23 protein-coding genes and 1 tRNA gene are annotated in these 23,552 nt (G+C 34.4%); 7 read left to right on the forward strand and 17 right to left on the reverse strand.

Annotation, left to right across the window (positions count from 1 at the left end; genetic code table 11):
• Window positions 1-16 precede the first annotated feature (16 nt).
• The 5 genes from AC2DZ0_RS10430 to AC2DZ0_RS10450 all read right to left on the reverse strand — a co-directional run bounded on the left by AC2DZ0_RS10430 (window position 17) and on the right by AC2DZ0_RS10450 (window position 4,385).
• Complete coding sequence (locus AC2DZ0_RS10430; protein ID WP_484489997.1) at window positions 17-406, reverse strand: DUF6168 family protein; 390 nt, start codon at window positions 404-406, stop codon at window positions 17-19.
• A gap of 2 nt (window positions 407-408) precedes the next feature.
• The gene (locus AC2DZ0_RS10435; RefSeq protein ID WP_484489998.1) at window positions 409-636 is read right to left on the reverse strand and encodes an AtpZ/AtpI family protein; all 228 of its coding nucleotides are present in this window, start codon (window positions 634-636) and stop codon (window positions 409-411) included.
• A complete protein-coding gene (locus AC2DZ0_RS10440; protein ID WP_484489999.1) occupies window positions 599-988 on the reverse strand; it encodes a bactofilin family protein in 390 nt (129 codons plus the stop codon). The genes AC2DZ0_RS10435 and AC2DZ0_RS10440 overlap by 38 nt, the downstream gene beginning before the upstream one ends.
• 31 nt (window positions 989-1,019) lie before the next feature.
• Window positions 1,020-3,224, reverse strand: coding sequence for a type IX secretion system periplasmic lipoprotein PorW/SprE (gene porW / locus AC2DZ0_RS10445; RefSeq protein ID WP_484644834.1), 2,205 nt, complete (start codon window positions 3,222-3,224; stop codon window positions 1,020-1,022).
• Between the two features lie 207 nt (window positions 3,225-3,431).
• Window positions 3,432-4,385 carry an NAD(P)H-dependent flavin oxidoreductase gene (locus tag AC2DZ0_RS10450; protein ID WP_484490000.1) on the reverse strand — a complete coding sequence of 318 codons (954 nt, stop codon included), beginning with the start codon at window positions 4,383-4,385 and terminating at the stop codon, window positions 3,432-3,434.
• Between the two features lie 156 nt (window positions 4,386-4,541).
• Here AC2DZ0_RS10450 and AC2DZ0_RS10455 point away from each other — a divergent pair, with 156 nt between their 5' ends.
• Window positions 4,542-5,591 (forward strand): 2Fe-2S iron-sulfur cluster-binding protein, encoded by a 1,050-nt coding sequence (locus tag AC2DZ0_RS10455; protein ID WP_484641688.1) that lies wholly within the window; start codon window positions 4,542-4,544, stop codon window positions 5,589-5,591.
• Window positions 5,592-5,672: 81 nt separating this feature from the next.
• Here AC2DZ0_RS10455 and AC2DZ0_RS10460 read toward each other — a convergent pair whose 3' ends face one another.
• From AC2DZ0_RS10460 to AC2DZ0_RS10495, 8 genes are all read right to left on the reverse strand, one after another.
• Window positions 5,673-6,170, reverse strand: a complete 498-nt coding sequence (locus AC2DZ0_RS10460; RefSeq protein ID WP_484641690.1) for a YybH family protein — start codon at window positions 6,168-6,170, stop codon at window positions 5,673-5,675.
• A gap of 84 nt (window positions 6,171-6,254) precedes the next feature.
• Window positions 6,255-6,833: a Crp/Fnr family transcriptional regulator gene (locus tag AC2DZ0_RS10465; RefSeq protein ID WP_484490003.1), complete on the reverse strand. Its 579-nt coding sequence runs from the start codon at window positions 6,831-6,833 to the stop codon at window positions 6,255-6,257.
• 20 nt (window positions 6,834-6,853) lie between these two features.
• Window positions 6,854-8,701, reverse strand: coding sequence for a M1 family metallopeptidase (locus tag AC2DZ0_RS10470; RefSeq protein WP_484641691.1), 1,848 nt, complete (start codon window positions 8,699-8,701; stop codon window positions 6,854-6,856).
• Window positions 8,702-8,721: 20 nt separating this feature from the next.
• Window positions 8,722-10,398, reverse strand: a complete 1,677-nt coding sequence (locus AC2DZ0_RS10475; protein ID WP_484641692.1) for a S8 family peptidase — start codon at window positions 10,396-10,398, stop codon at window positions 8,722-8,724.
• A gap of 18 nt (window positions 10,399-10,416) precedes the next feature.
• Window positions 10,417-11,277 (reverse strand): MBL fold metallo-hydrolase, encoded by an 861-nt coding sequence (locus tag AC2DZ0_RS10480; protein WP_484641694.1) that lies wholly within the window; start codon window positions 11,275-11,277, stop codon window positions 10,417-10,419.
• Between the two features lie 144 nt (window positions 11,278-11,421).
• Window positions 11,422-11,495: transfer RNA gene (locus tag AC2DZ0_RS10485), tRNA-Cys, on the reverse strand.
• Window positions 11,496-11,607: 112 nt separating this feature from the next.
• On the reverse strand, window positions 11,608-11,967 hold the full coding sequence (gene folB, locus AC2DZ0_RS10490; RefSeq protein WP_484490007.1) for a dihydroneopterin aldolase: 360 nt from the start codon (window positions 11,965-11,967) through the stop codon (window positions 11,608-11,610).
• Window positions 11,968-12,079: 112 nt separating this feature from the next.
• Window positions 12,080-12,310 (reverse strand): hypothetical protein, encoded by a 231-nt coding sequence (locus AC2DZ0_RS10495; RefSeq protein ID WP_484490008.1) that lies wholly within the window; start codon window positions 12,308-12,310, stop codon window positions 12,080-12,082.
• Window positions 12,311-12,498: 188 nt separating this feature from the next.
• On the opposite strand from AC2DZ0_RS10495, the gene AC2DZ0_RS10500 reads away from it, so the two are divergent.
• Genes AC2DZ0_RS10500 through AC2DZ0_RS10525 form a run of 6 tightly spaced genes read left to right on the forward strand, consistent with a single transcriptional unit; the run spans window position 12,499 to window position 19,528 of the window.
• Window positions 12,499-14,592 (forward strand): glutamine--tRNA ligase/YqeY domain fusion protein, encoded by a 2,094-nt coding sequence (locus AC2DZ0_RS10500; RefSeq protein WP_484641695.1) that lies wholly within the window; start codon window positions 12,499-12,501, stop codon window positions 14,590-14,592.
• 47 nt (window positions 14,593-14,639) lie between these two features.
• Complete coding sequence (locus tag AC2DZ0_RS10505) at window positions 14,640-15,695, forward strand: nucleoid-associated protein (RefSeq protein ID WP_484490011.1); 1,056 nt, start codon at window positions 14,640-14,642, stop codon at window positions 15,693-15,695.
• A gap of 18 nt (window positions 15,696-15,713) precedes the next feature.
• A complete protein-coding gene (dut, locus tag AC2DZ0_RS10510) occupies window positions 15,714-16,145 on the forward strand; it encodes a dUTP diphosphatase (RefSeq protein ID WP_484490012.1) in 432 nt (143 codons plus the stop codon).
• 54 nt (window positions 16,146-16,199) lie between these two features.
• Window positions 16,200-17,570: a serine hydrolase domain-containing protein gene (locus tag AC2DZ0_RS10515; protein ID WP_484641698.1), complete on the forward strand. Its 1,371-nt coding sequence runs from the start codon at window positions 16,200-16,202 to the stop codon at window positions 17,568-17,570.
• Between the two features lie 3 nt (window positions 17,571-17,573).
• The gene (locus tag AC2DZ0_RS10520) at window positions 17,574-18,734 is read left to right on the forward strand and encodes a glycerate kinase (RefSeq protein WP_484641699.1); all 1,161 of its coding nucleotides are present in this window, start codon (window positions 17,574-17,576) and stop codon (window positions 18,732-18,734) included.
• 5 nt (window positions 18,735-18,739) lie between these two features.
• On the forward strand, window positions 18,740-19,528 hold the full coding sequence (locus tag AC2DZ0_RS10525; protein ID WP_484641700.1) for a PhzF family phenazine biosynthesis protein: 789 nt from the start codon (window positions 18,740-18,742) through the stop codon (window positions 19,526-19,528).
• Window positions 19,529-19,582: 54 nt separating this feature from the next.
• Here the strand turns inward: AC2DZ0_RS10525 and sufD are convergent, their stop codons facing one another.
• The 4 genes from sufD to AC2DZ0_RS10545 are packed head-to-tail and all read right to left on the reverse strand — an operon-like array spanning window position 19,583 to window position 23,490.
• Entirely contained in the window at window positions 19,583-20,905 is a 1,323-nt protein-coding gene (gene sufD, locus AC2DZ0_RS10530) for a Fe-S cluster assembly protein SufD (RefSeq protein WP_484641702.1), read from the reverse strand.
• A gap of 11 nt (window positions 20,906-20,916) precedes the next feature.
• Window positions 20,917-21,669 (reverse strand): Fe-S cluster assembly ATPase SufC, encoded by a 753-nt coding sequence (gene sufC, locus AC2DZ0_RS10535; protein ID WP_484641703.1) that lies wholly within the window; start codon window positions 21,667-21,669, stop codon window positions 20,917-20,919.
• A gap of 12 nt (window positions 21,670-21,681) precedes the next feature.
• Complete coding sequence (sufB, locus tag AC2DZ0_RS10540) at window positions 21,682-23,130, reverse strand: Fe-S cluster assembly protein SufB (protein WP_484490018.1); 1,449 nt, start codon at window positions 23,128-23,130, stop codon at window positions 21,682-21,684.
• 30 nt (window positions 23,131-23,160) lie between these two features.
• Complete coding sequence (locus tag AC2DZ0_RS10545) at window positions 23,161-23,490, reverse strand: HesB/IscA family protein (protein WP_484641704.1); 330 nt, start codon at window positions 23,488-23,490, stop codon at window positions 23,161-23,163.
• Window positions 23,491-23,552 lie beyond the last annotated feature (62 nt).

Raw genomic sequence — 23,552 nt, forward strand, 5'->3', positions numbered from 1 at the left:
TCAGGCAATTTATTCCTTATTTTTTTGAGAAATTCAAAATCTTAACAACACCCAAAGTCTCTAAAAACAAGCACAATAGATACGGAACAAAGAAAGACAAAAACTCTAATCTAGAAATATCTCCATCCTGTCTAAATTCAGGTGAGAAAAAAATAAAAAACACAGCAAATTTCAACAGGCTTCCTGCCATGAACAAAAACCCTAACTGATCACTGAATTTTTTTTGTAAAAAACTCAAACTTGAAATTATAAAAATTGCTAAAATTACATTTGCATAATACCCCTGAATTATCATGTTTTCATAGGGTGAATAACCTAAAAACCTCAACAACTCAGTATGAATATAAAAAATAAGACCTGCAATTATTACCAGTCTGACAGAAAAGAGAACTGTTTTTTTTGACATTGTTATTCTTTGTCTTCCATATTTTTTAACTGTTGCAACATACTATACATAGAAATTACAAAAGCAAAAAGCACCAACAATAACGTCAGTGTTTTTTCAAATCCAAAATAAACATCCAATTTTTTCCCTAGATAAGCTGCCAAATAAATGGTTACACCTAGTTGAATCCCTATTCCGGAAAATCTAATAAATTTATGAAGCGGTTTTTTCTGAGGATTTTTTTGAACCATCTTTATTTAATTCTTTAATCATGCCTTTCATACTACATGTTGCATTGAAAGAAGCACCAGGCTCAACGGTTAATTTACCAATCACAACATCACCATGTATCACAGCTGTTGATTTTAAGGTTAACATATCACTTACAGAAATATTTCCGGATACCTCCCCTTCTATATCTGCATTAGTACATTCTATTAAGCCTTTTACATTTCCTTCTCTCCCAATAATGACTCTACCATCCGCACGAATACTTCCTTCTACAGAACCATCTATTCTAAAATCTCCTTCAGAATGAATATCTCCAACAATTGAAGTTTTCTTACCAATTACATTTCTTTCTAGAACAGGACTTTCTTTCATCTTTTTTTCTTTAAACATATTAAGGGGTACTTTATTTCAATTTTCTCATCAACTCCTTCGCTCTTTTGCCTTCTTCTGTATTAGAATAATTTAAGACAATATAGTCGAGAGCCTCCATAAATGCTTTTTTACCTTTTGTTTTTGCTAAGGCATAAGCTTTTAATAATTCAAGTTTTGGTACTATCGGCGTTCCTTCAAAGGTACGCAACGCTTTTGAAATATCATAAATCGTTTGTAAATAGTCTCTAGATTTATAGGTATAATAGATTTCTCTATAAGCACCCTCAGGCGTTTTATCACTCTTGCTGTCGATTACCTCTTCTGGATTTAAAATCATTTGAGCAAATACCGAATTAGGAAAACGTCTTACCACAATACCACTATAATAATCAGCTTTTTCTTGATTCCCCATCGCTTCATATATCCTAAATAAATGGTAATTTGTCCCTAAAACCAATTTATCCTCAGGAAAAATTTCGATTAATGTTTCTAAAGTCTCAGCCGCAAGTTCATATTCCTTAAACTGCTCTTTATAGATTAAACCTAGTTGATAATAAGTACTGCTTCTTAAATTAGAAATACTATCTATCTCTTTCAAGGTAGACGGCAACTGATCTACATAGTAAGCAACCTTATACTTTTCTGGCATTTCCTCTTCTCCAGTTGCATTATCTGTATTCACAACAATCAACTGATCATCTCTCAATCGAGTGTTATCAGACCATCTCCAATTATCCGTAAGCTTCCTTGATCCCCATAAACGTTTAAACTCCTGCTTCCCAAAACTTACTGTTTGATCACTGTAAAAATACCAATCACCATTTTTATTAGAAGCCTTTACAGCTGTTTGAGCACTAGCAAGTCCTGTTTCTTCATATTTTTTTAAATCCTCTAAAAACTCTGCCTTTTCTTTTGCTTCTTGCTCCTCCTTTTTTAAATTCTCTATATATACTGTAAAATGCTCTACTTGCTCTTCCTTATTCATGGCAAGTACATTCCATATACTATCATTCCTTTTTATCACATCTTCAAAAACCAAAACAGACTCTAGGCCCTGTTTCTTTCTTTTCAGTTTCCTTATTCTTTTTGAATCGATATTCCCTGAAACTTGCAATACACTATCATAAAAACTACTTGCCGTAGCATAATCCGTGTCGTCAAAATAAATATCTCCAGAAGCCTCATAAGACAACCCTTTTTGAAAACTTTTGGCATTCTTAGCATGTACGGAATTTTGATAGTTCTGCAGCGCCAATTCTTTGTCTCCATTATTACTTTGTAACAATGCCAAATGATAATAGAGCTCATCTAAATAAGGCCTATTCTCTCTAATTTTAATTAGTTTTTCTAGTTGTGGTATTGCTTCCTCAGGTACGCCTCCTAACTGAAAGTTTTTAACTTTCTCGATTTCTGCATGAATCTTATAATCATAGGGTGCTTTTTTAAAATCTATTATTTCCTGAAAAGCAGTTTGAGAATTATTTAAATCATTCTCTTGACGATACAACTGTCCTAATATGAAAAGGTTTCTAGATTTTTTAGTTGGGTTTTTACTTTCCTCAACAGCACTATGCAAACTACGAATAATCATCTCTGTACTATCTATCTGACTATAGGCCATGGCCATAGTAATATAGGCATCTTCCAAGTTTTTTTGATCTATCGCATCCTTTTCTAAAAACACTTCTAAGGAAGCAATCGCAACATCTTCATTTTGCATTCTAATATCCGCTTTAGCTTTCCAAACAATAGTTTCATCTATCAAACTTGCTTCTGGATAATTTTTAATAACATAATTAAAAGCTTCCATGGCCGGAACAAAACGACTTGTATAATAACGAGATTTCCCCAACAACAGATACGCCTCATCAATTCGGCTATTTTTCTCCTTCCCTCCAATATTCATGGAATGCTTCTGAACAGCCTTCACAGCTTTCTCCTCTGCCAATTCAAAAGAAGTTAAATTTTTATCTTCCTCCTTTTTCTTTTTATTCTTCTTAGAAGCTTTTGACTTCTTTTTGTAATCAGGAATATCGATTTTACCCTCCTCAATATTCAAAGGCTCAATAGGTAGTATTTCCCAATAATTATCTTGATATTTCTCGTTGATCTCATTCAAACCAGCCTGAAATGCAATCTCACCATTGTACAATATATTGTACTCTGTCGTCATAGCATGGTACTTTCTATTTACGAAGCTGTCTTTTTTAGTACTGCAACTAAAAAGCAACAACACAAGTCCAATACACAAAAAAGGAAGTTTTTTAACCAAGATTAATAGGATTAGAATTCTATTCAAGTATTTTTTTACTCAAACCTAATAACGCAAAACTACAAATAATATTACTCATTCATATCAGCTGATTAAGATAGAGACAAACTAATTAAAAAATCTAGTATTCAAAAGGAAAGATAAGAGGTAAGGGACATTGATTTAAATCCATCAAATAAACCTATCAATAATAGTTTTTACCGATTCGATTTTGGTTGTATATTCAATGGTGGGACCTGCTACCCAAACCGTTTTATAGGTTGCTTTCATGGCGGCATTCTCCACATCATTTGTTCCTTTCAAATAACGTAATAACTTTACCCACTTTTTAAGTTTTTTGTTTCTATTTAGCACACACTCAATCCAAGTTTCATGAGTTCCTATTTTTTTCACATACGGTGTATTGATAACAGTACAAGGGGTTCCAGAAATTTTTTGAGTAACCACAATATCATCAGCCCCATAAGAAACGCAAGCTTCTTTATACTCTTGCGATACACCAGCTTCCTCTGAAGCTATAAAAGGACTCCCAATAGAAACACCAACAGCACCATATGAAAGCACCTTATCTAACTCTTGCTTACTTCCAACACCTCCTGCCGAAATTATGGGAATAGAACAATGAGCATTCAATTGAGTTATCAACTCTTCAGGACCAAAATCCCCACGATGTCCACCGGCTTTATTATTTACCGCAATCAAAGCATCACACCCCATATTTGCAACCTTTATTCCATGATTTAAATTTACAACATCACAAAAAACCTTGATACCTTTTTTATGCGCTTCATCAATGATAAGTTTCGGGTTTCCCAAAGACGTTATAATAAAATCAACCCCTTCCTCACAACATATTCTAAGCTGATCTTTATATTTTAAGTTAGATTTATTCACTATGATATTGATCCCAAATGCCCCTTTTTCCGGCTTCACTTTTTTTAATTCCTGAATAGCAACTCTTAGCTTATCGGTGGTTCGGAAATTCAAAGCGGGTATGCAAGCAGCCACATTTTTTTCCATTGCAGCTTTTACCATAGCCACATTAGACACCAAAAACATTGGCGCTACAATAATTGGATGAGCAATATTTAATAATTCCTCTAAAGTTTGTTTTCCATCTTCCATAAGCTAACACTGAAGCAGTAAATAAAGATAAGGATTTAATAGTGCTTATCACGGTAACAAATGTTAATTAAAGATTTATAGGTATTTTTTTTAAAATCTTCTAAGCACTACTAATAAGTTTCTTATTTTTGCAGCACATTTTATTACACATTACTTATGCCTCATTTTCACACATTAAAAATTAAAGAAATTGTAAAAGAAACAAGCTCTGCTGTCTCTATTCTTTTCAATATCCCAGAGGATCTAAAAAAGGTTTTTGCTTTTAAAGCAGGACAATATCTTACAGTTCGCACAACAGTAGACGGAGAAGAATTAAGACGTGCTTACTCAATATGCTCATCAGAAAAAAGTGGCGATGTAAAAATCGCAGTAAAGGCTATTGAAAATGGTAAGTTTTCAAATTACGCATACAATTCATTAAATTCAGGTGACTCTTTAGAAGTTGCTCCTCCTGAAGGAAACTTTACAATTGACACAAAAAGTGACCAACTAAAAAACTACCTTGCTTTTGCTGCAGGAAGTGGAATTACCCCTGTTTTATCCATGATAAAAACAGTTCTAGAAGACGAACCCAAATCAACATTTACTTTAATTTACGGTAACAAAACAGCAAATAGCACTATCTTCAAAAGTGAACTCGATGCATTGGCTAAAAAGTTTATTGCTCGTTTTAATATTAAATATGCTTTTTCACAAGAACAAAGCTCAGGAACTATACAAGGTAGAATCGACAAAAAAGCTACCAATTATATCGTTAGAGAAAAATTCAATCACTTAAATTTTGACGATGTTTTTCTTTGCGGACCTGAAGAAATGATCAACGAAGTAAGCACAACTCTTAAAGAAGATGGTTTTTTAAAGGAAAATATCAACTTTGAATTATTTGTATCTTCTGCAGACACTAAAGATGTAAGTTCTGCTGATGGTGTTTCAGAAATCACAGTACTTGTAGACGATGAAGAAACAACGTTTACCATGGATCAAAAAGACACTATTTTAGCAGCATCACTACGTCACAACTTAGATGCTCCTTATTCTTGTCAAGGCGGTGTTTGTAGTAGCTGTATGTGTAAAGTAACGGAAGGAAAAGCTATCATGACCTCTAACAGTATTCTAACAGACGATGAAATAGAAGAAGGGTTGGTACTAGCTTGCCAAGCTCACCCAACTACGGCAAAAATTGCTGTTGATTTTGACGACGTTTAAAAAACAAGAAATTTCTACATAAAAAAAAAGCCGACTAAATATTTAGTCGGCTTTTTTTTATATAAATAACTGCAAGCACAATTATTTCGCGCTTGTCTTATTAAACATATATCTTGCTATCTTCCACTGTCCTAAAACTTTTTTAAACACAAACAACTCTCTATTCGACTCGGGTGCTTTTACTCCATTAGCCAGAATATGAACCGTTCCTTCCGAACTAGTAACAGCAAATGCCATATCCCCTTCAATTTCTATTTCTTTGATATCAAAAACAATATCCAATTGTATTTGAGAAAACACAAATTGATACGATTTTAAAATCTGTTCTTCACCAATTCCACTAGGTGCTTCTGTTGGCATAAATATTCCATCTTTAGTATAAAGAGATTGCGCCAACTTTGCATCTGAATTCACCAATGCTTTTTGATATTCTGCCAACAAAGTCTCTATTTGTTTTCTGTTTTCACTTTTCATAATTTCTGTTTTTTTAGTGTTAATGTTTTCTTTTTCAGGAATTGAATTCTTACCAAAGGCTACCAACAAAATTGCTGAAGCCACAATGATTATTCTTTTCTTCATATTGTATCTTTTTTTGCTGATACAAATTTCCTGAAAAGAAAACTTCGCTACCTATAAGGTATCTTAAGAAAACATTTGAAATAACTAAATTGTTGCAATTTTTTTTCGAATAGTACTTAAAAACTCTGGAGTCACTCCTAAATAAGAAGCAATTTGAACGTTAGAAATACGTTCAAAAAAATAAGGATATCGCTTTAAAAAATCCAAATACCGCTCCTCTGCAGTGGAACTGATATTTTGAAGAATTCTTCGTTGTGAACTCACCAAAGCATTCTCTGTGAAAACTCTAAATATCCTATTAAATTTTGGATAATCTACAAAAAGACTGAGCTGCCCCTTTTTACTAATTTCTAATACTACAGAATCCTCTAGGGCTTCAATATACAACATACTAGGCTCTTCACTATGAAAACTCCCTATATCACCAATCCACCAATTTTCAATTGCAAACTGCAAATTATGTTGCTTGCCTTTTTCATCAACAAAATACATTTTAAAACACCCTTTTACAACAAACGTATTGAATTTGCATACCTGTCCTTGCTCTAACAAAAAATGTCGCCGTTTAACCGTTCTAAGCTTAAACAAAGAAGTCACTGCACGTTCCTCCTCCTTATTCAAAGTGAGTATCTTATTAAAATACAACAACAAAGAATCAACCATAAAAGTATATTATTTTGCTGTTAGTCAATCTTTATTCTTGGAAAAACATTATTCTCCGGATCCGTGTCTGCCATCAATCCAGAAGGATCAATCTGAACTGACTGAATGTTTTTAGTAGTCACAAATTCATAACCTGGAGCAACCCACGACCAACTTTCCAAACTAGTAGCTGAAGTTGGTTTTACACCCCTCATCATTTTTAATGGAATATAAAAATCCTCAACCGAACCATCATCATAGGTCACGGATACATCGATAGGCATTGGCATTCTTCCAATTCTATTTAGAACAACCTTATTTGAGTTTTCTACCGAAACAGAATAATCGATAGTGTGTTTAGTTTGAGTCCAATAATTTAAATACCAATCCAACTGAATTCCAGAAATTTTCTCAGCCGTTCTTTTTATATCATTGGGTGTTGGATGCTTGAATTTAAAATCTTCGTAATATTTCTTTAAAGTTTTCTCTACATTTTCTTTGCCAATCACATATTCCAATTGAGAAAGAAAAATAGACCCTTTACTATATGCAGCAATTCCATAAGCAAAATTATAATGATAAGCATCTGCATGTGTGGTCAGTGGTTCCTCTATATTATAATTCAATAAATTATAATATCCCTTATATGAACCTTCTAAAGGATTGGTTTTTCCTTCCTTTAAAACCATATTCTCAGCATGACTTGAAATATATGTAGTAAACCCTTCGTCCATCCAAGGATGTTTAGACTCATTTGTTGCCAACACAAATTGGAACCAAGAATGGGCCATTTCATGTGCAACTACACCTACCAAACTCCCAAAAGATCGTTCGCCGGTAACCAAAGTACACATTGCATACTCCATTCCTCCGTCACCTCCTTGAATAACAGAATATTGTTTATACGGATAAGCTCCAATATTTTCATTATAGTATGCAAGTAACTCAGCAGTCTTAGCCTGTAAGCCCCTCCAATTTTTCAAATATTCTTGATCCATTTTTTTCTTATACAGAAAATGCAACTCCGTCCCACTTTCAGTATTCAAAACATCATGTTTAAATTTTGGATCAGCAGCCCATGTAAAATCATGAACTCTTGGAGCAATAAAATGCCATGTCAATTTTTTCCCTTTCTGCTTTTTTACTTTGACACCCTTCTTCTCATAACCATAGCCTACCTCATTTGCATTTTCAACATATCCAGATCCTCCAACGATATATTTTTTGTCAATATGTAGCGTCACATCAAAATCACCCCAAACTCCGTGAAATTCTCTTGCTATGTATGCATTCGCATGCCATCCCTCAAAATCATATTCTGCTAATTTTGGATACCATTGCGCCATTGAAAGCGCAACTCCTTCCTTATTATCTCTTCCTGCTCGTCTAATTTGCAATGGAACTTGACCTAAAAATTCCATATCAAAAACAGTTGTTTCTCCTGACTGGATCGGAGTATTTAAAACTACCTCTAATATCGTTCCATCTAGATGCGTCTCCACTTTCTTGTCATCTTGAACCAATGACAACACCTTAATAAACCCTATTTCATCGGGTTTTAAAACAGAAATTCTACTTGTTACAATAGGATTTTCTTCTGTACCTGATTTTTCAACCATTCTCCCATCAGGGTCTTGAATATTCTGCAAACGAATATCCATCTCACTACCTGGCTGAAATGCATTAAAATACAAATGGTAATACACCTTATTTAACACATCAGGAGAGTTATTTTTATAGGTTAGCTTTTGCTTTCCTTTATATTGATACGATTTTACATCCATATCAATATCCATTTTATAGGAAACATGTTGCTGCCAATAGGTTGTATTCTGAGCAAAAGCAACTATTGAAAAACAAATACTAAACAAGGATAGAGCTATTCTCATAAGACTAGGAACCTAAAAATTTATTTTTTCTTTTTCTTAGCAGTCATTTCTTCCGCCATTTTTACTGCATTATATGCATTGACAATTCTACCAGACACGCACAAATCAGATAAATCAACCAGTTCGTCTTGAGTTCCTGGTTTGATGACCTTAAAGTTAATTACCGTACCAGAATTCATTAAAATATGCTTGACTTGACTTGCCGATAATTCTGGATAGTAAGAGCGAATCATTGCCGCAACTCCAGCAGTAGAAGGAGACGCCATAGACGTACCACTTAAATACTGATATTCACTATTTGGGACAGTTGCATACACATCTACACCAGGTGCAAACACATCTACATTAATTTGACCATAATTAGAAAAAGTAGCCAACATATGCTCATCATAACTAGAACTCATTGCACCAATCGTAATCATATTATCAGAAATTTCTTCCTTCATATCGGGTGCATCATTAGGATAAGATGGAACTTCATCAATATTATCTGCATCATTTCCGGCTGCATTTACAATTAAAACATCGTGCTTTTCTGCATACTTTATTGCATCGTGTACCCAATCCGCATGCATAGAATACCCTTTTCCAAAACTTGTATTGATAACCTTAGCCCCATTATCTACAGCATACCTAAATGCCAAAGCAACATCTTTATCATATTCATCACCATTAGGAACGCAACGAACCGACATCAATTTTACATTTTTTGCTACTCCATCAACACCTTTTCCATTATCATTCGAGGCTAAAATAATTCCAGCGACATGGGTTCCGTGAATTTCATCGTCTTGATGATTTTTCGGGTTTCCATCTCCATAATACTTCGTACTCATATCATTTTCATCATCCCCTAACAAATCTTTCCTTGGATTAAAGTCAAGATTATAATGACTATCCACAGAAGATGTATAATGCTCTACACCTCTTTTGATCTGTTTCATTTCAGCCGGAATGGTAGTCCCTCCTTTTAAAACATTCATCGCTAGTTCTCTTTGCTTTAACACCATTGGATCTTCTGTAACAATAGCCTCTACATCCGAAAGCGAATAAGCTTCTTTTCCTGTATTAGCTACCATTGCATTATGAGATGTTTCAAACATATTTAAATAGAAAGCGTATTTTTCTTTTTCAGAGGCAGCTTCTCCCAATTTCTTATCAAAAATCTCTTTCAGCTCCATATATTCATCATACTCCGCTTTGTCTTTATCTTCAATTTGACTTTCTGTTTTCCCATCAAATTTCTGAGACTTTAGTTTGATGATTCTGGTAATCTCAAGATTTTCATCATAAATATCTCCTAAAAAGTTCCATCCATGAACATCATCTATATATCCATTTTTATCATCATCAATTCCATTTCCAGCTACTTCCTTAGGGTTTGTCCACAATACATCTTTTAAATCCTCATGCTCTAAATCAATCCCAGAATCATTGACCGCCACAATTACCTGTGTAGATTCTTTCCCCTTTAAAAACTCGTATGCTTGCAACACACTCATACCTGGAATAGTATCTGTAGCAATATCTGCATGCCCCCATCTTTGCTTCTCATCCTCTGTTAACGCAATATTTTTGGCGCTAATATTAATCCCATTTTGCACAGCAACTGGAACAGGAATTTTATGAATTGACTTACAACTAACAAGGGTTGCTGTAATTAATGAGGTTACATAAAGCGGTTTTAATAATTTCATATTCTATATTTTAATAAATCAACTGAACACTTCGTTAAAAGTATAACTATTTTGGAGACGCACTCCTTTATCGGTATGTTTTACAGTACACAACTCATGATGAGCATCGTGTTCTAAAAACAAAATAAATTCTTTATCTGCTGCCTCATTTAAAAAAAGGGCTTTCTCATCCATTGTAAGTAATGGTCTTGTATCATACCCCATCACATATGGCAACGGCAAATGCCCAACGGTTGGCAATAGATCTGCTGCAAAAACAAGAGTTTTTCCTTTATATTGAATATGAGGAATCATTTGTTTCTCTGTATGACCATCAACACTCAATATGCCAAAATTCAATTCAGAATCTGACTGAAAACTTTCTCCTTTCAAATCAACAAACTGCAACTGACCAGAATCTTGGATGGGTAAAATATTTTCTTTTAAAAAAGAGGCTTTTTCTCTTGGGTTGGGAACTGTTGCCCATTTCCAATGTGCTTCATTAGACCAATAAACTGCATTTTTGAAAGCAGGCTGATACCCTGTTTTATTTTTGTTCCACTCAATCGCACCTCCACAATGATCAAAATGCAAGTGAGTTAAAAAAACATCCGTTATTTGATCTCTATGAAACCCTAATTTAGCCAATGAACTATCCAAAGAAAAATCTCCCGAAAGATAAAAATATCCAAAAAAAGTAACTGATTGCTTATTCCCGATTCCCGTATCTACCAGCATCAATCGATTTCCATCTTCAATCAACAAACAACGCATCGTTAAATCAATCATGTTGTTTGCATCTGCTGGATTAGTACGCTGCCAAATACTTTTAGGCACCACTCCAAACATAGCTCCTCCGTCTAATTTGATGTTTCCAGTTTCAATCGGGTAAATTTTCATAAAATTTATTTAGAAAGGAAAAACCAAAATACAATTTAATGTGGAAGTTTCCTTGCAAAAACCCTACAAAAATGAGGAATAAATAAATCTCACCATGTTAAAGAAAACAAAAAACCACCTATCGAAATGATAGATGGTTTAAACTGGAGGCGTCGAGCGGATTCGAACCGCTGTAGATGGTTTTGCAGACCACTGCCTAGCCACTCGGCCACAACGCCATTAAGGCTGCAAATTTAGTTATTTTTCTAATTTGCACAAGATTTTTTTATTGAAATATTATTTTTTTCTTACCCTGACAAGTAAACCCATTATAAATCAACAACAAAGGCTTTATTTCCGTTTCTTTTTAAGCACAATTGTTACCTGCTCTACATCACCTCCAATAGGTGGATTAATCTTAGAAACCGCCGTTTTTACTTTTGAAACCATTGGAATCTCATCTAATACCCTATCTTGAATTCGTTTTGCTACATGCTCTAACAGCTCAGAACGAATATCCATTTCTTCCTTAACAATTAAATTTAAATGTACATAATCAACAGTATCACCTAATTTATCAGATTTACTAGATTTTTTCAAATCAGCTTTCACCTCAATATCAACCCTGTAATCAGAACCAATTTTTGCTTCTTCCTCTAAACACCCATGATATGAGTAGGTACGAATATTCTCAACTTTTATAATTCCCATGATCTTAATTTGAATGCAAATTTAGCAATTCACACTAAAGAAATTGAAATCAGAAAGTCTTATTTTCTAAAAATGTCGAAGTAAATTATTTACTTCGACATTTTCAAAACCACTATAGGGTTCCATCTCTTTTTCGCAATTTTAATCCACTAATATGCTGGGCAACAAAACGCTGAATAAAAGACATACGCTTTAATTCATTTGGTCTAAAAAGATCTGTTCGATAATTTTTTATTTTACGAATTCTCTTTCCTGCATAATGCTGTCTTCCCCATCCTGTAGGTGATTTTAATTTTCCTAAATCACCATTAGACATACTAGAATCTAAAGTTTGGTCCATCATAATACATAAATTTAAGGTGAAACAATAGGTACTAGGCATCAAAAAACGCATTCTATAGTATACGAAAAAAATCTGAATTCTCCATATATTTGTCCAAGTATTTTTTAAAGTTCGACATATAAATACTCCTCTATTCCCCCTATTTTCTTTAAATTTGTGCCTTTAATTAACATTTCAACTTGTTGAAGATGACAGAAGAAAAAAAGTCTTTGAACTTTCTAGAGCAAATCATTGAAGAAGATTTAAACAATGGTTTACCACAAGAGAAGCTACGTTTCAGATTTCCACCAGAACCAAATGGTTATTTACATATCGGTCATGCCGCATCTATATGTTTAAATTTTGGATTAGGATTGAAATACAATGCCCCTGTAAACTTGCGTTTTGACGATACAAATCCTGCAAAAGAAGAGCAGGAATATGTAGATGCCATCCGTAAAGATGTAAAGTGGCTAGGCTTCCAATGGGATCAAGAGTTTTTCTCATCTGATTACTTTCAACAACTTTATGACTGGGCTATCCAACTTATAAAAGAAGGAAAAGCTTATGTAGACAACCAGTCTTCTGAAGAAATGGCTTCTCAAAAAGGAACTCCCACCGAACCGGGTGTTAACGGACCTAATAGAGATAGATCTGTAGAAGAAAATCTTGATTTGTTTTTAAAAATGAAGAATGGTGAATTTGAAGAAGGTTCTCATATCTTAAGAGCAAAAATAGACATGCAGCATGTAAACATGCATATGCGTGATCCAATTATGTACCGTATTCTTAAAAAAGAACACCATAGAACAGGAAACGATTGGTGCATATACCCTATGTACGATTGGACTCATGGTGAATCTGACTACCTAGAACAAGTATCTCATTCAATCTGCACTTTAGAATTCAAAAGTCATAGAGATCTTTATGAATGGTATGTTGATCAAGTGATTGACCCTAAAAACCTACGACCTAAACAACGTGAATTTGCAAGGAGAAACTTAAGTTATACCGTTATGAGTAAACGTAAACTTCTTCAAATTGTAGAAGAAGGAGTTGTCAATGGCTGGGATGACCCACGTATGCCTACTATATCTGGTTTGCGAAGAAGAGGATACACACCAGAGTCTATTAGAAAATTCAGTGAAACGGCAGGGATTTCTAAGAGAGATAACGTAACAGACGTTGCCTTATTAGAGTACTGTATAAAAGACGACTTGAACAAAACAGCACCAAGAGTAATGGCTGTTCTTGACCCTTTAAAACTTGTTATCACGAATTACCCAGAAAACAAAGAAGAATGGGTAACAGCAGAGAACAATCCCGAAGACGAAAACGCAGGATCAAGACAAGTTCCTTTCTCAAAAGAAATTTACATTGAAAAAGAGGATTTTAGGGAACAAGCTAACAAAAAATTCTTTCGTTTAAAGCTAGGTGGTGAAGTACGTTTAAAAAACACTTATATCATTAAAGCTAATGAGGTTGTAAAAGACGCTGAAGGGAATATTACAGAAGTACACTGTACTTATGACGAAGACTCCAAAAGTGGAAGCGGAACCGAAGCAAGCAAGCGAAGAGTAAAAGGAACGCTTCACTGGGTTTCGATTGCGCATGCAATAAAAGCAGAAGTTCGTCTATACGACAGACTATTTACTGACGAAGCTCCTGATGGCCATAAAGACAAAGATTTTAAAGAGTTTTTAAATCCAAACTCATTAAATATAGGAACTGCTTTTGTTGAACCAAGTTTAGAAGCCACCAAACCGGGAGACAAATACCAATTCCAACGTAAAGGTTATTTCTGTACAGATACAGAGAGTACGGAAAAAAAATTAATCTTCAATAAAACGGTTGGACTTACCGACTCATGGGCTAAGCAAGAAAAAAAGAGCAATGCTCCTGTTAAAAACGAAGCATTTGAAAAAGTGGGCCCGCTTGCTGGAAAATTCCTGAAGGCTAGAAGTGATGAAGAAAGAAACGAATTGAAAGCCACTGTTAAAGAATTAAGCAACAGTATTCCTTTTGAAGCTTTGCTTACTCCTTTTGAAACTGCAAAATCAAATAAAGAAGTCTTAGCTTGTTTGCTTGTATTGGAAACAGGTATTAAAACTGAATTAAATCAAGCTTTTACAAAATTCATTGAAGAGACCTTGAAGATGAAAAATGCAGCTATTAAAGTGGAAATTGTAAAATACCTTCTATCGCATAACAACTTAAAAGAGCAATTCAACAATTTACTACAAACCCTAAAAGAACAGGAACAAAACCCTTATGTAAAAGGATTGCTAGAGAATTCATTATAAAATTAAATGCAGTAGAAATACTGCATTTTTTATTTAAACCAAACTTTATGATTCAAACCGAAGAAACTTTTATTAGTCAGACCATACTTCATAAAATAGGGAATAAAAACACGGATATTGACAATGTATACTCAGAGAATCTTTTAAACACAGAAGATGAAGAATTATACAAACTACTCTTTTCAATGAGCCTAAAACCTTTTGGAAGAATTAATGAGTTTTTCAATTTCAAACATGCTACACACCTCTCCATGAATGAAATGTTTACTTATTGTGCTGAAACGTTTTCAGATCCGAATACCTTTATTGACAATAGTAAACACATAGCAAAACATCTCTTTGAGCAATCTTCTTATCCGCAAATAAAAACTGGAGATTTAATTGTTTCTTATTTTTCTGATATTTTTATCAAAGGTGAATTAGTCGATGCTATTGGTGTTCTAAAAATTGAAAAGAGAACACCTTTTTTTCAAACCTTCAAAGAAGGTAAAGAAATAGTTCTAGGAATCGATAAAGGAATCAACCCGGGAAAATTAGATAAGGGTTGCCTTATTTTAAACACAGAAAAAGAGAACGGATTTACAGTATTAACTATAGACAACAACAACTATGATGCTGCCTATTGGAAACAACATTTTTTAGGCATTGACTTTGCCGATGATGACAATGCACAAACAAAACACTTTCTTGACATGTGCAAATCTTTCTCAAATACGGTTGTACAAGAGAAACTTGGAAAACAAGAACAAGCTGATTTTTTAAGTACCACGCTGGGGTATTTTGCAGAAAAAGACATTGCAAGTCCAAAGGAATTTGAAGAACAAATTTTCGAACACAACGACAGTATTAGAAATGCATTTATCGAATACAAAGAATTATTTGAAGAAAAGAAACAAATAGACTTTTGGGATGAGTTTGAAGTTTCAAATTCTGTATTTGAATCTCAAAAGAAAAAGATAAAAAGCGACATCAAACTAGATACACACATACAAATAAAATTAGACCTCGAAAACCCAAGCTCTTCAAAAGAATATCTTGAAAAAGGATTCGACGAAGAAAAACAAATGCATTTTTACAAGGTATATTTTAATTCAGAATTATAAAAAACACAACTAAATCATATGGAAATTCAAATCATAAACAAATCCAAACACGACCTACCTCACTATGAAACCATTGCCTCGGCTGGAATGGATTTAAAAGCAAACCTAAACGAACCAATTGTTCTAAAGCCTCTTGAAAGAGCCATTATTAAAACGGGCCTTTTCATTGCCTTGCCAATCGGAACAGAAGCCCAAGTAAGACCAAGAAGCGGATTAGCTGCTAAGAAAGGAATCACAGTTTTAAATAGCCCGGGTACCATTGATGCTGATTATAGAGGAGAGATAGGTGTAATTCTGGTAAACTTATCAAATGAAAATTTCACTATTAATGATGGAGAGCGCATTGCGCAATTGGTTATTGCTAAACATGAACGCGCAGAATGGCTAACTGTGGAGGAATTAAACGAAACGGAAAGAGGAACCGGCGGTTTTGGAAGTACAGGAATATAACCGAACCTGCATTCCAAATAATTTATCTAAATTAGAGAGCATAAAGATCTTACTATGAAAATTTTTAAAATCGTAGGTATCCTACTCGTAATTATTTTGGCTATTGTAATATACACACAATACCCAAAACTAAATATAATTGCAGGTTACGCCTCTAAAAACATGAGTTCAAATGTATTTCATGCGCAGAGAAACATAGAACATGTGCACAATTCAGACAATAATGTTCCGTCTATTAAGATTGCTAAAACTTCTGTTGACTTTGACACAAAAATAACCACCTCTAGTGTACTGGGAATTTTATCCCGAAAAACACTCTATAGAGATGGACAAGGAGCGGTTGTAATCGATAAGGATTTTGACGTCAACCAAAAATTTCTAAAACCGAAAAGAACAAAGAACACAAGCGCACTTCCTTACCCTTACGGAACAGGAGAGCCTTTAGACTCTGTTTTCTCAAACATAGATTATCATAAATTAAACATCGCAATTGACAGTGCTTTTAATGAAGATAGCAAGGAATTTTTAAAAAACACAAGATCCGTTCTAGTACTCTACAAAGATCAAATCATTGCAGAACGTTATGCAGATCAATTTAACAAAGAAACCGAATTTTTAGGATGGTCTATGGCCAAAAGTTTACTTGCCACTGTAATGGGAACACTTGAATACAAGCAAGGTTTTGATATTCAAGAACCGCTTGTTAATTTCATGAATCTTAAAAACTGGAAAACAGACGAACGTAAAAATATAACCACCGCTCATCTTTTGAAAATGGTAAGCGGACTAGAATGGGAAGAAGATTACACCAAAATATCGGATGTAACAAAAATGCTCTTTTTAGAAAGGGACATGACAAAAACACAAGCCTTAAAGGAACTTGAATACGCACCAGGCACTCATTTCAACTATTCTTCAGGAACCACAAACCTTATCTCTGGTGTACTGCGATCACAATTTAAAAGTCAACAAGAGTATCTTGATTTCCCATATACAGAACTAATTGATAAAATAGGAATGAACTCCATGCTTTTTGAAACTGACATGGAAGGAAACTATGTCGGTTCGTCTTACGCTTGGGCAACTACAAGAGATTGGGCTAAATTAGGTTTATTATACTTACACAAAGGAAACTGGAATGGCACACAAATCTTTAAAGAATCTTGGGCCGATTATGCTGCGCTTCCTACAAAGGAGTCTAAAAACGAATACGGTGCTCAATTTTGGACCAATACAGACGGCTATATGCCAGATGCTCCAAAAGACATGTACTATGCAGATGGATATCATGGACAACGGATTTTTATCATTCCGTCTAGTGATCTTGTAATTGTTAGAACCGGATTAACACACACTAAAAGAACAGGCTCTTATGATATTATGAATACCTTAGTAAGAGACGTTCTAGCAGCAATAAAACAATAACTAGTGAAATTTGTAATTGCTCCTGACAAATTCAAAGGTTCACTTACTAGTTTTGAATTCTGTAATATTGCTGAAAAAGGAATTTTAAGAATTTTTCCAGATGCCAAAATAATCAAACACCCCATGGCAGATGGAGGTGATGGTACCCTTGAAGCCCTAAGACACAACTTACAGGCTCAACGAATCTCTACAACCGTAAAAAATGCATTCTATCAACCTATAAAAAGCAACTATCTTTATATCAAAACCTCTCAAACTGCCATTATTGAAATTGCAGAGGCCTGCGGAATTAAAAGACTTGGAACACACAAACTAGATTGCGCCAAAGCAACTACCTATGGAGTTGGCGAACTCATAATACATGCTATTGAAAAAGGGGCTAAAAAAATTATCCTCACCTTAGGAGGAAGCGCAACCAATGATGCTGGAATTGGTATGGCCGAAGCCTTGGGTTTCCGATTTAAAGACAAGCAAAACAAAACAATCCTCCATCCCACAGGCAAAAACCTCTGTGAAATTCATCATATAGAAGATTCAAACATAGATCCAAGACTGCAAAACATTCAATTTGAAGCAGCCTGCGATGTTACCAACCCTTTTCATGGAACAAATGGAGCGGCCTATATCTATGCACCACAAAAAGGCGCCAACGAGAAACAAGTTTTACTTTTAGACAAAGGTTTGAAACAATTTTCAACCCTGGTGCAAGACCAATTTTCAATCAACTTACAAAGCATCCCTGGGTCAGGTTCAGCAGGTGGATTTGGCGGTGGTGCCTGTCTTTTTCTAAATGCAAAACTCACCCCAGGCATTGAACTTGTAAAAAGCCTAACCCATTTTAATCAATCCATCAAAAATACCGATTGGATCATCACAGGAGAAGGTAAACTAGACAACCAAACCTCAGCTGGTAAAACAATTTTAGGAATAATTCAGTCCGCTAAAAAACAAAACATAAAGGTAGCCGCGCTATGTGGCTCTATACACCTAGACAATCATAGTAAAAGCAAACTACAATTAGACTACACAGAAGCAATCTCAAAAGAAGAAGAAAACCTTAAAGACGCATTTAAAAACACTCCTCAAAACTTACTACAAAGCTGTATTAAACTGTGTGAACATATAAAATCAACATCCAATAAACTATATTTGGATAAAAAATAGCTTTTATGAAAATCACACTTTACCAAGTAGACGCCTTTACTCTAAAACTATTTGGAGGAAACCCTGCGGCAATATGCATCCTTGACCGTTGGCTGGAACCCTCTTTAATGCAAGACATTGCTGCCGAAAACAACTTGTCTGAAACTGCTTTTGCCGTCAGAAAACAAAATATTTATGAAATTCGATGGTTTACACCTACTGTTGAAATAGACTTATGCGGGCATGCAACTTTAGCGACAGCATTTGTTCTTTTTAACTATTTCAACACCGAAGCAACCGCGATAGAATTTTACTCTCATAGAAGCGGCAGTCTACATGTAAAACTCGAAAAGGACGGAAATATGGTTTTGGACTTTCCGATAGACAAACCCAATAAAGCTGAAACAAATCTAAGTCTTAACAAAGCAATGGGAAAGACACCATTAGCCACCTACAGAAGCAAATCCGATTACATGCTTCTCTATGAATCACAAAAAGAAATTGAAGCGTTACAACCAGAACTATCAGCTCTTTCACAAATCAAAACAAGAGGAGTCATCGTAACGGCACCAGGAGACGAAGTAGATTTTGTATCTAGATTTTTCGCACCAGCATCTGGCATTAATGAAGACCCTGTAACCGGATCCGCTCATTGTACCTTAACTCCATACTGGAATAAGAAACTAGGAAAAAACACCTTAATCGCAAAACAAGTTTCTAAAAGAGGAGGAGACTTAACCTGTCAGTTAGAGGGGAAACGAGTAAAAATTTCAGGAAAATGTACTCTCTATATGACTGGAGAGATTCACGTTTAAGAATAAAAAAAGCCGACTAAAATTAGTCGGCTTTATTTATATTATATAAGAATCTTACAAATCAAAACCAATATTTACATCTAATTTCTTAGCTATAATTGCATTGATTTTTGTTTTCAATTCAGGTATTTTTACATCTTTTAAAGCGTCATTAGAGAAAGCATACATCAACAATGCTTTTGCTTCTTTCTTAGGAATTCCGCGTTGCTGCATGTAAAACAATGCACTCTCATCAAGTTGTCCTATTGTACAACCATGAGAACACTTTACATCATCTGCAAAAATTTCTAATTGTGGTTTAGAATTCACTGAAGCTTTTGCCCCCACAATAACATTGTTATTTTGCTGATAAGCATTAATTTTTTGAGCCGCTTGCTCTACGATTACCTTACCATTAAAGACACCTGTAGAGTTACCTTCATAAATTCCTTTATACATTTCGTGAGATTCACAATTTGGTGCTTTGTGTTCTACTAATGTATGATTGTCCACATGCTGTTTTCCATTCAAAATAGAAATACCATTCATATGAGATACACAGTGCTCACCATTTTGATAAAACTCTAGGTTGTTACGAGTAAGTTTACCCCCAAAAGAAAAAGTATGCACTGAAGCAACACTATCTCTTTGCTGAGAAACATAAGTACCGTCTACTAAAGAAGCTGTTTCTAGATCATTTTGCATTTTGTAAAAATCAACAATACCTCTTTTGTTCACAAAAATCTCAGTGACAGCATTTGTTAATGTTGTATTTGAAGTCAAGCTTTGATGACGTTCAATAATTTGAACATGTGCATTCTCTCCAACAATTACTAAATTTCTTGGTTGAATAAGAATTTCTTGCTCTGTACCGGTAGAAAAGTTAATAATTTGAATAGGCTTAGGAACCACTTTGTTTTTAGGGATATTGATATACGCACCCTCATGAGAAAAAGCCGTATTCAAATCAGATAAACTATTCTTTTCACCTGCCAATTTATTAAAATAAGCATCGATCACCATTTTATATTTTGGCTTTGTCAATGCAGAAGACATTACACAAATATCCAAACCATCATGTGTGGTGTTTGATAAAAAAGAACTGAATTTCCCATCAATAAAAACCAAATTATAACAATCTGTTTCATTGATAAAATATTTTTTCACATCCTTATAAGCCAAAGATGCTTCACTCTTTGGAAACACATTATAATCATGTTTTAACACAGCGTTTAAGCTTGTGTATTTCCATTCCTCATCTTTTTTTGTAGGAAATCCCTTGTTCTCAAAATCGCTGAATGCCTTCGAACGAATGTCATGAACATTTGAATCTATATCTACCTCAACCTTGTTTTCAAAAGCCAAAAAAGAGGATACTAATTTTTCTTTTAATTCCATTTTATTTGAAATTATGCGTTCAACTCTTCTTTGATCCAGTCGTATCCCTTTTCTTCTAATTCTAAAGCCAATTCTTTAGTACCAGATTTCACGATTTTTCCGTCGTATAATACATGAACAAAATCAGGAACGATATAATCTAACAAACGTTGGTAATGCGTAATTACAATTACAGCATTGTCTTTGGATTTTAATTTATTTACTCCATTCGCTACAATACGCAAAGCATCAATATCCAATCCAGAATCAGTCTCATCTAAAATCGCTAATTTAGGCTCTAACATAGCCATTTGAAAAATCTCATTTCTTTTCTTTTCACCTCCTGAGAATCCTTCATTCAATGAACGAGATAAGAATTTTCTATCAATTTCTAACAATTCAGATTTTTCACGAATTTTTTTCAATAAATCTTTCGCCGGCATTTCTTCTAACCCCTGCGCTTTTCTTGATTCATTGATAGAAGATTTGATAAAGTTAGTAACCGTAACACCAGGAATCTCTACTGGGTATTGAAAAGATAAAAACACACCTGCATGAGCTCTTTCTTCAGGAGCCATTTCACTAATGTCTTCACCGTTCAATTCAATTGAACCCCCTGTTACTTCGTACTCTTCTTTTCCTGCAATTACAGAAGCCATCGTACTTTTACCGGCACCGTTTGGCCCCATAATAGCATGTACTTCACCTGCTTTTACTTCGATATTTAATCCCTTAAGGATATCTTTATCTTCTATTTTAGCTTGTAGATTTTCTATTTTTAACATCGTAATATTTTTTTATCCTACGGATCCTTCTAAACTAATTTCTAATAATTTTTGAGCTTCAACAGCAAACTCCATTGGTAACTTATTCAAAACATCTTTACTAAAACCATTTACGATTAACGCAATAGCTTTTTCAGTATCGATCCCTCTTTGATTACAATAGAACAATTGATCTTCTCCAATTTTACTTGTAGTTGCCTCATGCTCTACTTGAGCTGTCGTATTTTTAGCTTCTATATACGGGAAAGTATGTGCTCCACATTGATCTCCCATCAACAATGAATCACATTGAGAGAAGTTACGTGCATTTTCTGCCCTTGCATTGATTTGCACCAATCCTCGGTAACTATTTTGAGATTTCCCTGCAGAGATACCTTTTGAAATGATTGTACTCTTGGTATTTTTCCCAAGGTGAATCATCTTTGTACCAGTATCTGCTTGTTGGAAATTGTTTGTAACAGCAATCGAATAAAACTCACCTACGGAATTATTTCCTTTAAGGATGCAAGATGGATATTTCCATGTTACTGCAGAACCTGTTTCAACTTGCGTCCAAGAAATCTTTGCATTTTTCTCGCAAATTCCTCTTTTTGTCACAAAATTATAAACTCCACCTGTACCTTCTTTGTCCCCAGGGAACCAGTTTTGGACAGTAGAATATTTTATTTCTGCATCATCCATCGCAATCAACTCTACAACTGCAGCATGCAATTGGTTTTCATCTCTTGCAGGAGCTGTACAACCTTCTAAATAACTTACATAACTACTTTCATCTGCAATCAACAACGTACGCTCAAACTGACCTGTACCCCCTTCGTTAATTCTAAAATATGTAGACAATTCCATTGGACACTTTACTCCTTTAGGAATATAACAGAAAGATCCATCAGTAAAGACTGCTGAATTTAATGCTGCATAAAAGTTATCCGTTTTTGGAACTACTGTCCCCATATACTTTTTCACCAATTCAGGATGTTCTTGAATTGCTTCAGAAATTGGCATAAAAATAATCCCTTTCTCTGCTAAAGTCTTTTTAAAAGTAGTTGCTACAGAAACTGAATCTACAACAATATCTACTGCTACTCCTTGCAGTTTCTTTTGCTCATCAACTGAAATTCCTAATTTTTTGTACATCTCTAATAAATCAGGATCTACATCATCTAAAGTCTTATTTGGATCTGCTTTTTTAGGTGCAGAATAATAACTTATTTCTTGAAAATTAGGTTTTTCATAATTTACGTTTGCCCATTCAGGCTCTTCCATTTGTTCCCAAATTCTAAAAGCATCTAAACGCCATTCAGTCATCCATTCTGGCTCATTTTTCTTTTTAGAAATTGCACGAACAACATCTTCATTCAATCCTTTAGGAAAGGTATCCGACTCTATATCTGTATAAAAACCGTACTCATACTCTTGAGTTTCCAGTTCTTTTTTTAAGTCGTCTTCAGTATACTTTGACATAATTAATTTAAAATTAAAAGAGTTAATAAATTAAAGAGAAAACGACTCTCCACATCCACAAGTTCTACTTGCATTTGGATTGTTAAAAACAAAACCGGTTCCATTCAATCCACCAGAATATTCTAAAGTAGTACCTACTAGATATAGAAAACTCTTTTTATCAACAATAATTTTAACTCCATTGTCTTCAAAAATCTTATCTTCTTCACTAGAGTTCTTGTCAAAATCAAGATCGTAGGACAAACCTGAGCAACCTCCACTTTTAACACCTACACGAACAAAATCTGTAGCAGAATCATACCCATCATCCGTCATCAATTCGATAACTTTCTTTTTTGCTATGTCTGAAACTTTTATCATAATTAAACTCCTTACTTTATTAAGTGTTTGCAAAGATACAACATGTATCCTGTATTTAGAAC

Source organism: Flavicella sp. IMCC45668 (assembly GCF_057219105.1).

Excerpts from the sequence above, each read along its gene's own strand:
- AC2DZ0_RS10430 (WP_484489997.1), bottom strand. The coding sequence starts at position 406 with ATGTCAAAAAAAACAGTTCTCTTTTCTGTCAGACTGGTAATAATTGCA.
- AC2DZ0_RS10435 (WP_484489998.1), bottom strand. The coding sequence starts at position 636 with ATGGTTCAAAAAAATCCTCAGAAAAAACCGCTTCATAAATTTATTAGA.
- AC2DZ0_RS10440 (WP_484489999.1), bottom strand. The coding sequence starts at position 988 with ATGAAAGAAAGTCCTGTTCTAGAAAGAAATGTAATTGGTAAGAAAACT.
- AC2DZ0_RS10450 (WP_484490000.1), bottom strand. The coding sequence starts at position 4,385 with ATGGAAGATGGAAAACAAACTTTAGAGGAATTATTAAATATTGCTCAT.
- AC2DZ0_RS10455 (WP_484641688.1), top strand. The coding sequence starts at position 4,542 with ATGCCTCATTTTCACACATTAAAAATTAAAGAAATTGTAAAAGAAACA.
- AC2DZ0_RS10460 (WP_484641690.1), bottom strand. The coding sequence starts at position 6,170 with ATGAAGAAAAGAATAATCATTGTGGCTTCAGCAATTTTGTTGGTAGCC.
- AC2DZ0_RS10465 (WP_484490003.1), bottom strand. The coding sequence starts at position 6,833 with ATGGTTGATTCTTTGTTGTTGTATTTTAATAAGATACTCACTTTGAAT.
- AC2DZ0_RS10470 (WP_484641691.1), bottom strand. The coding sequence starts at position 8,701 with ATGAGAATAGCTCTATCCTTGTTTAGTATTTGTTTTTCAATAGTTGCT.
- AC2DZ0_RS10475 (WP_484641692.1), bottom strand. The coding sequence starts at position 10,398 with ATGAAATTATTAAAACCGCTTTATGTAACCTCATTAATTACAGCAACC.
- AC2DZ0_RS10480 (WP_484641694.1), bottom strand. The coding sequence starts at position 11,277 with ATGAAAATTTACCCGATTGAAACTGGAAACATCAAATTAGACGGAGGA.
- folB (WP_484490007.1), bottom strand. The coding sequence starts at position 11,967 with ATGGGAATTATAAAAGTTGAGAATATTCGTACCTACTCATATCATGGG.
- AC2DZ0_RS10495 (WP_484490008.1), bottom strand. The coding sequence starts at position 12,310 with ATGATGGACCAAACTTTAGATTCTAGTATGTCTAATGGTGATTTAGGA.
- AC2DZ0_RS10500 (WP_484641695.1), top strand. The coding sequence starts at position 12,499 with ATGACAGAAGAAAAAAAGTCTTTGAACTTTCTAGAGCAAATCATTGAA.
- AC2DZ0_RS10505 (WP_484490011.1), top strand. The coding sequence starts at position 14,640 with ATGATTCAAACCGAAGAAACTTTTATTAGTCAGACCATACTTCATAAA.
- dut (WP_484490012.1), top strand. The coding sequence starts at position 15,714 with ATGGAAATTCAAATCATAAACAAATCCAAACACGACCTACCTCACTAT.
- AC2DZ0_RS10515 (WP_484641698.1), top strand. The coding sequence starts at position 16,200 with ATGAAAATTTTTAAAATCGTAGGTATCCTACTCGTAATTATTTTGGCT.
- AC2DZ0_RS10525 (WP_484641700.1), top strand. The coding sequence starts at position 18,740 with ATGAAAATCACACTTTACCAAGTAGACGCCTTTACTCTAAAACTATTT.
- sufD (WP_484641702.1), bottom strand. The coding sequence starts at position 20,905 with ATGGAATTAAAAGAAAAATTAGTATCCTCTTTTTTGGCTTTTGAAAAC.
- sufC (WP_484641703.1), bottom strand. The coding sequence starts at position 21,669 with ATGTTAAAAATAGAAAATCTACAAGCTAAAATAGAAGATAAAGATATC.
- sufB (WP_484490018.1), bottom strand. The coding sequence starts at position 23,130 with ATGTCAAAGTATACTGAAGACGACTTAAAAAAAGAACTGGAAACTCAA.
- AC2DZ0_RS10545 (WP_484641704.1), bottom strand. The coding sequence starts at position 23,490 with ATGATAAAAGTTTCAGACATAGCAAAAAAGAAAGTTATCGAATTGATG.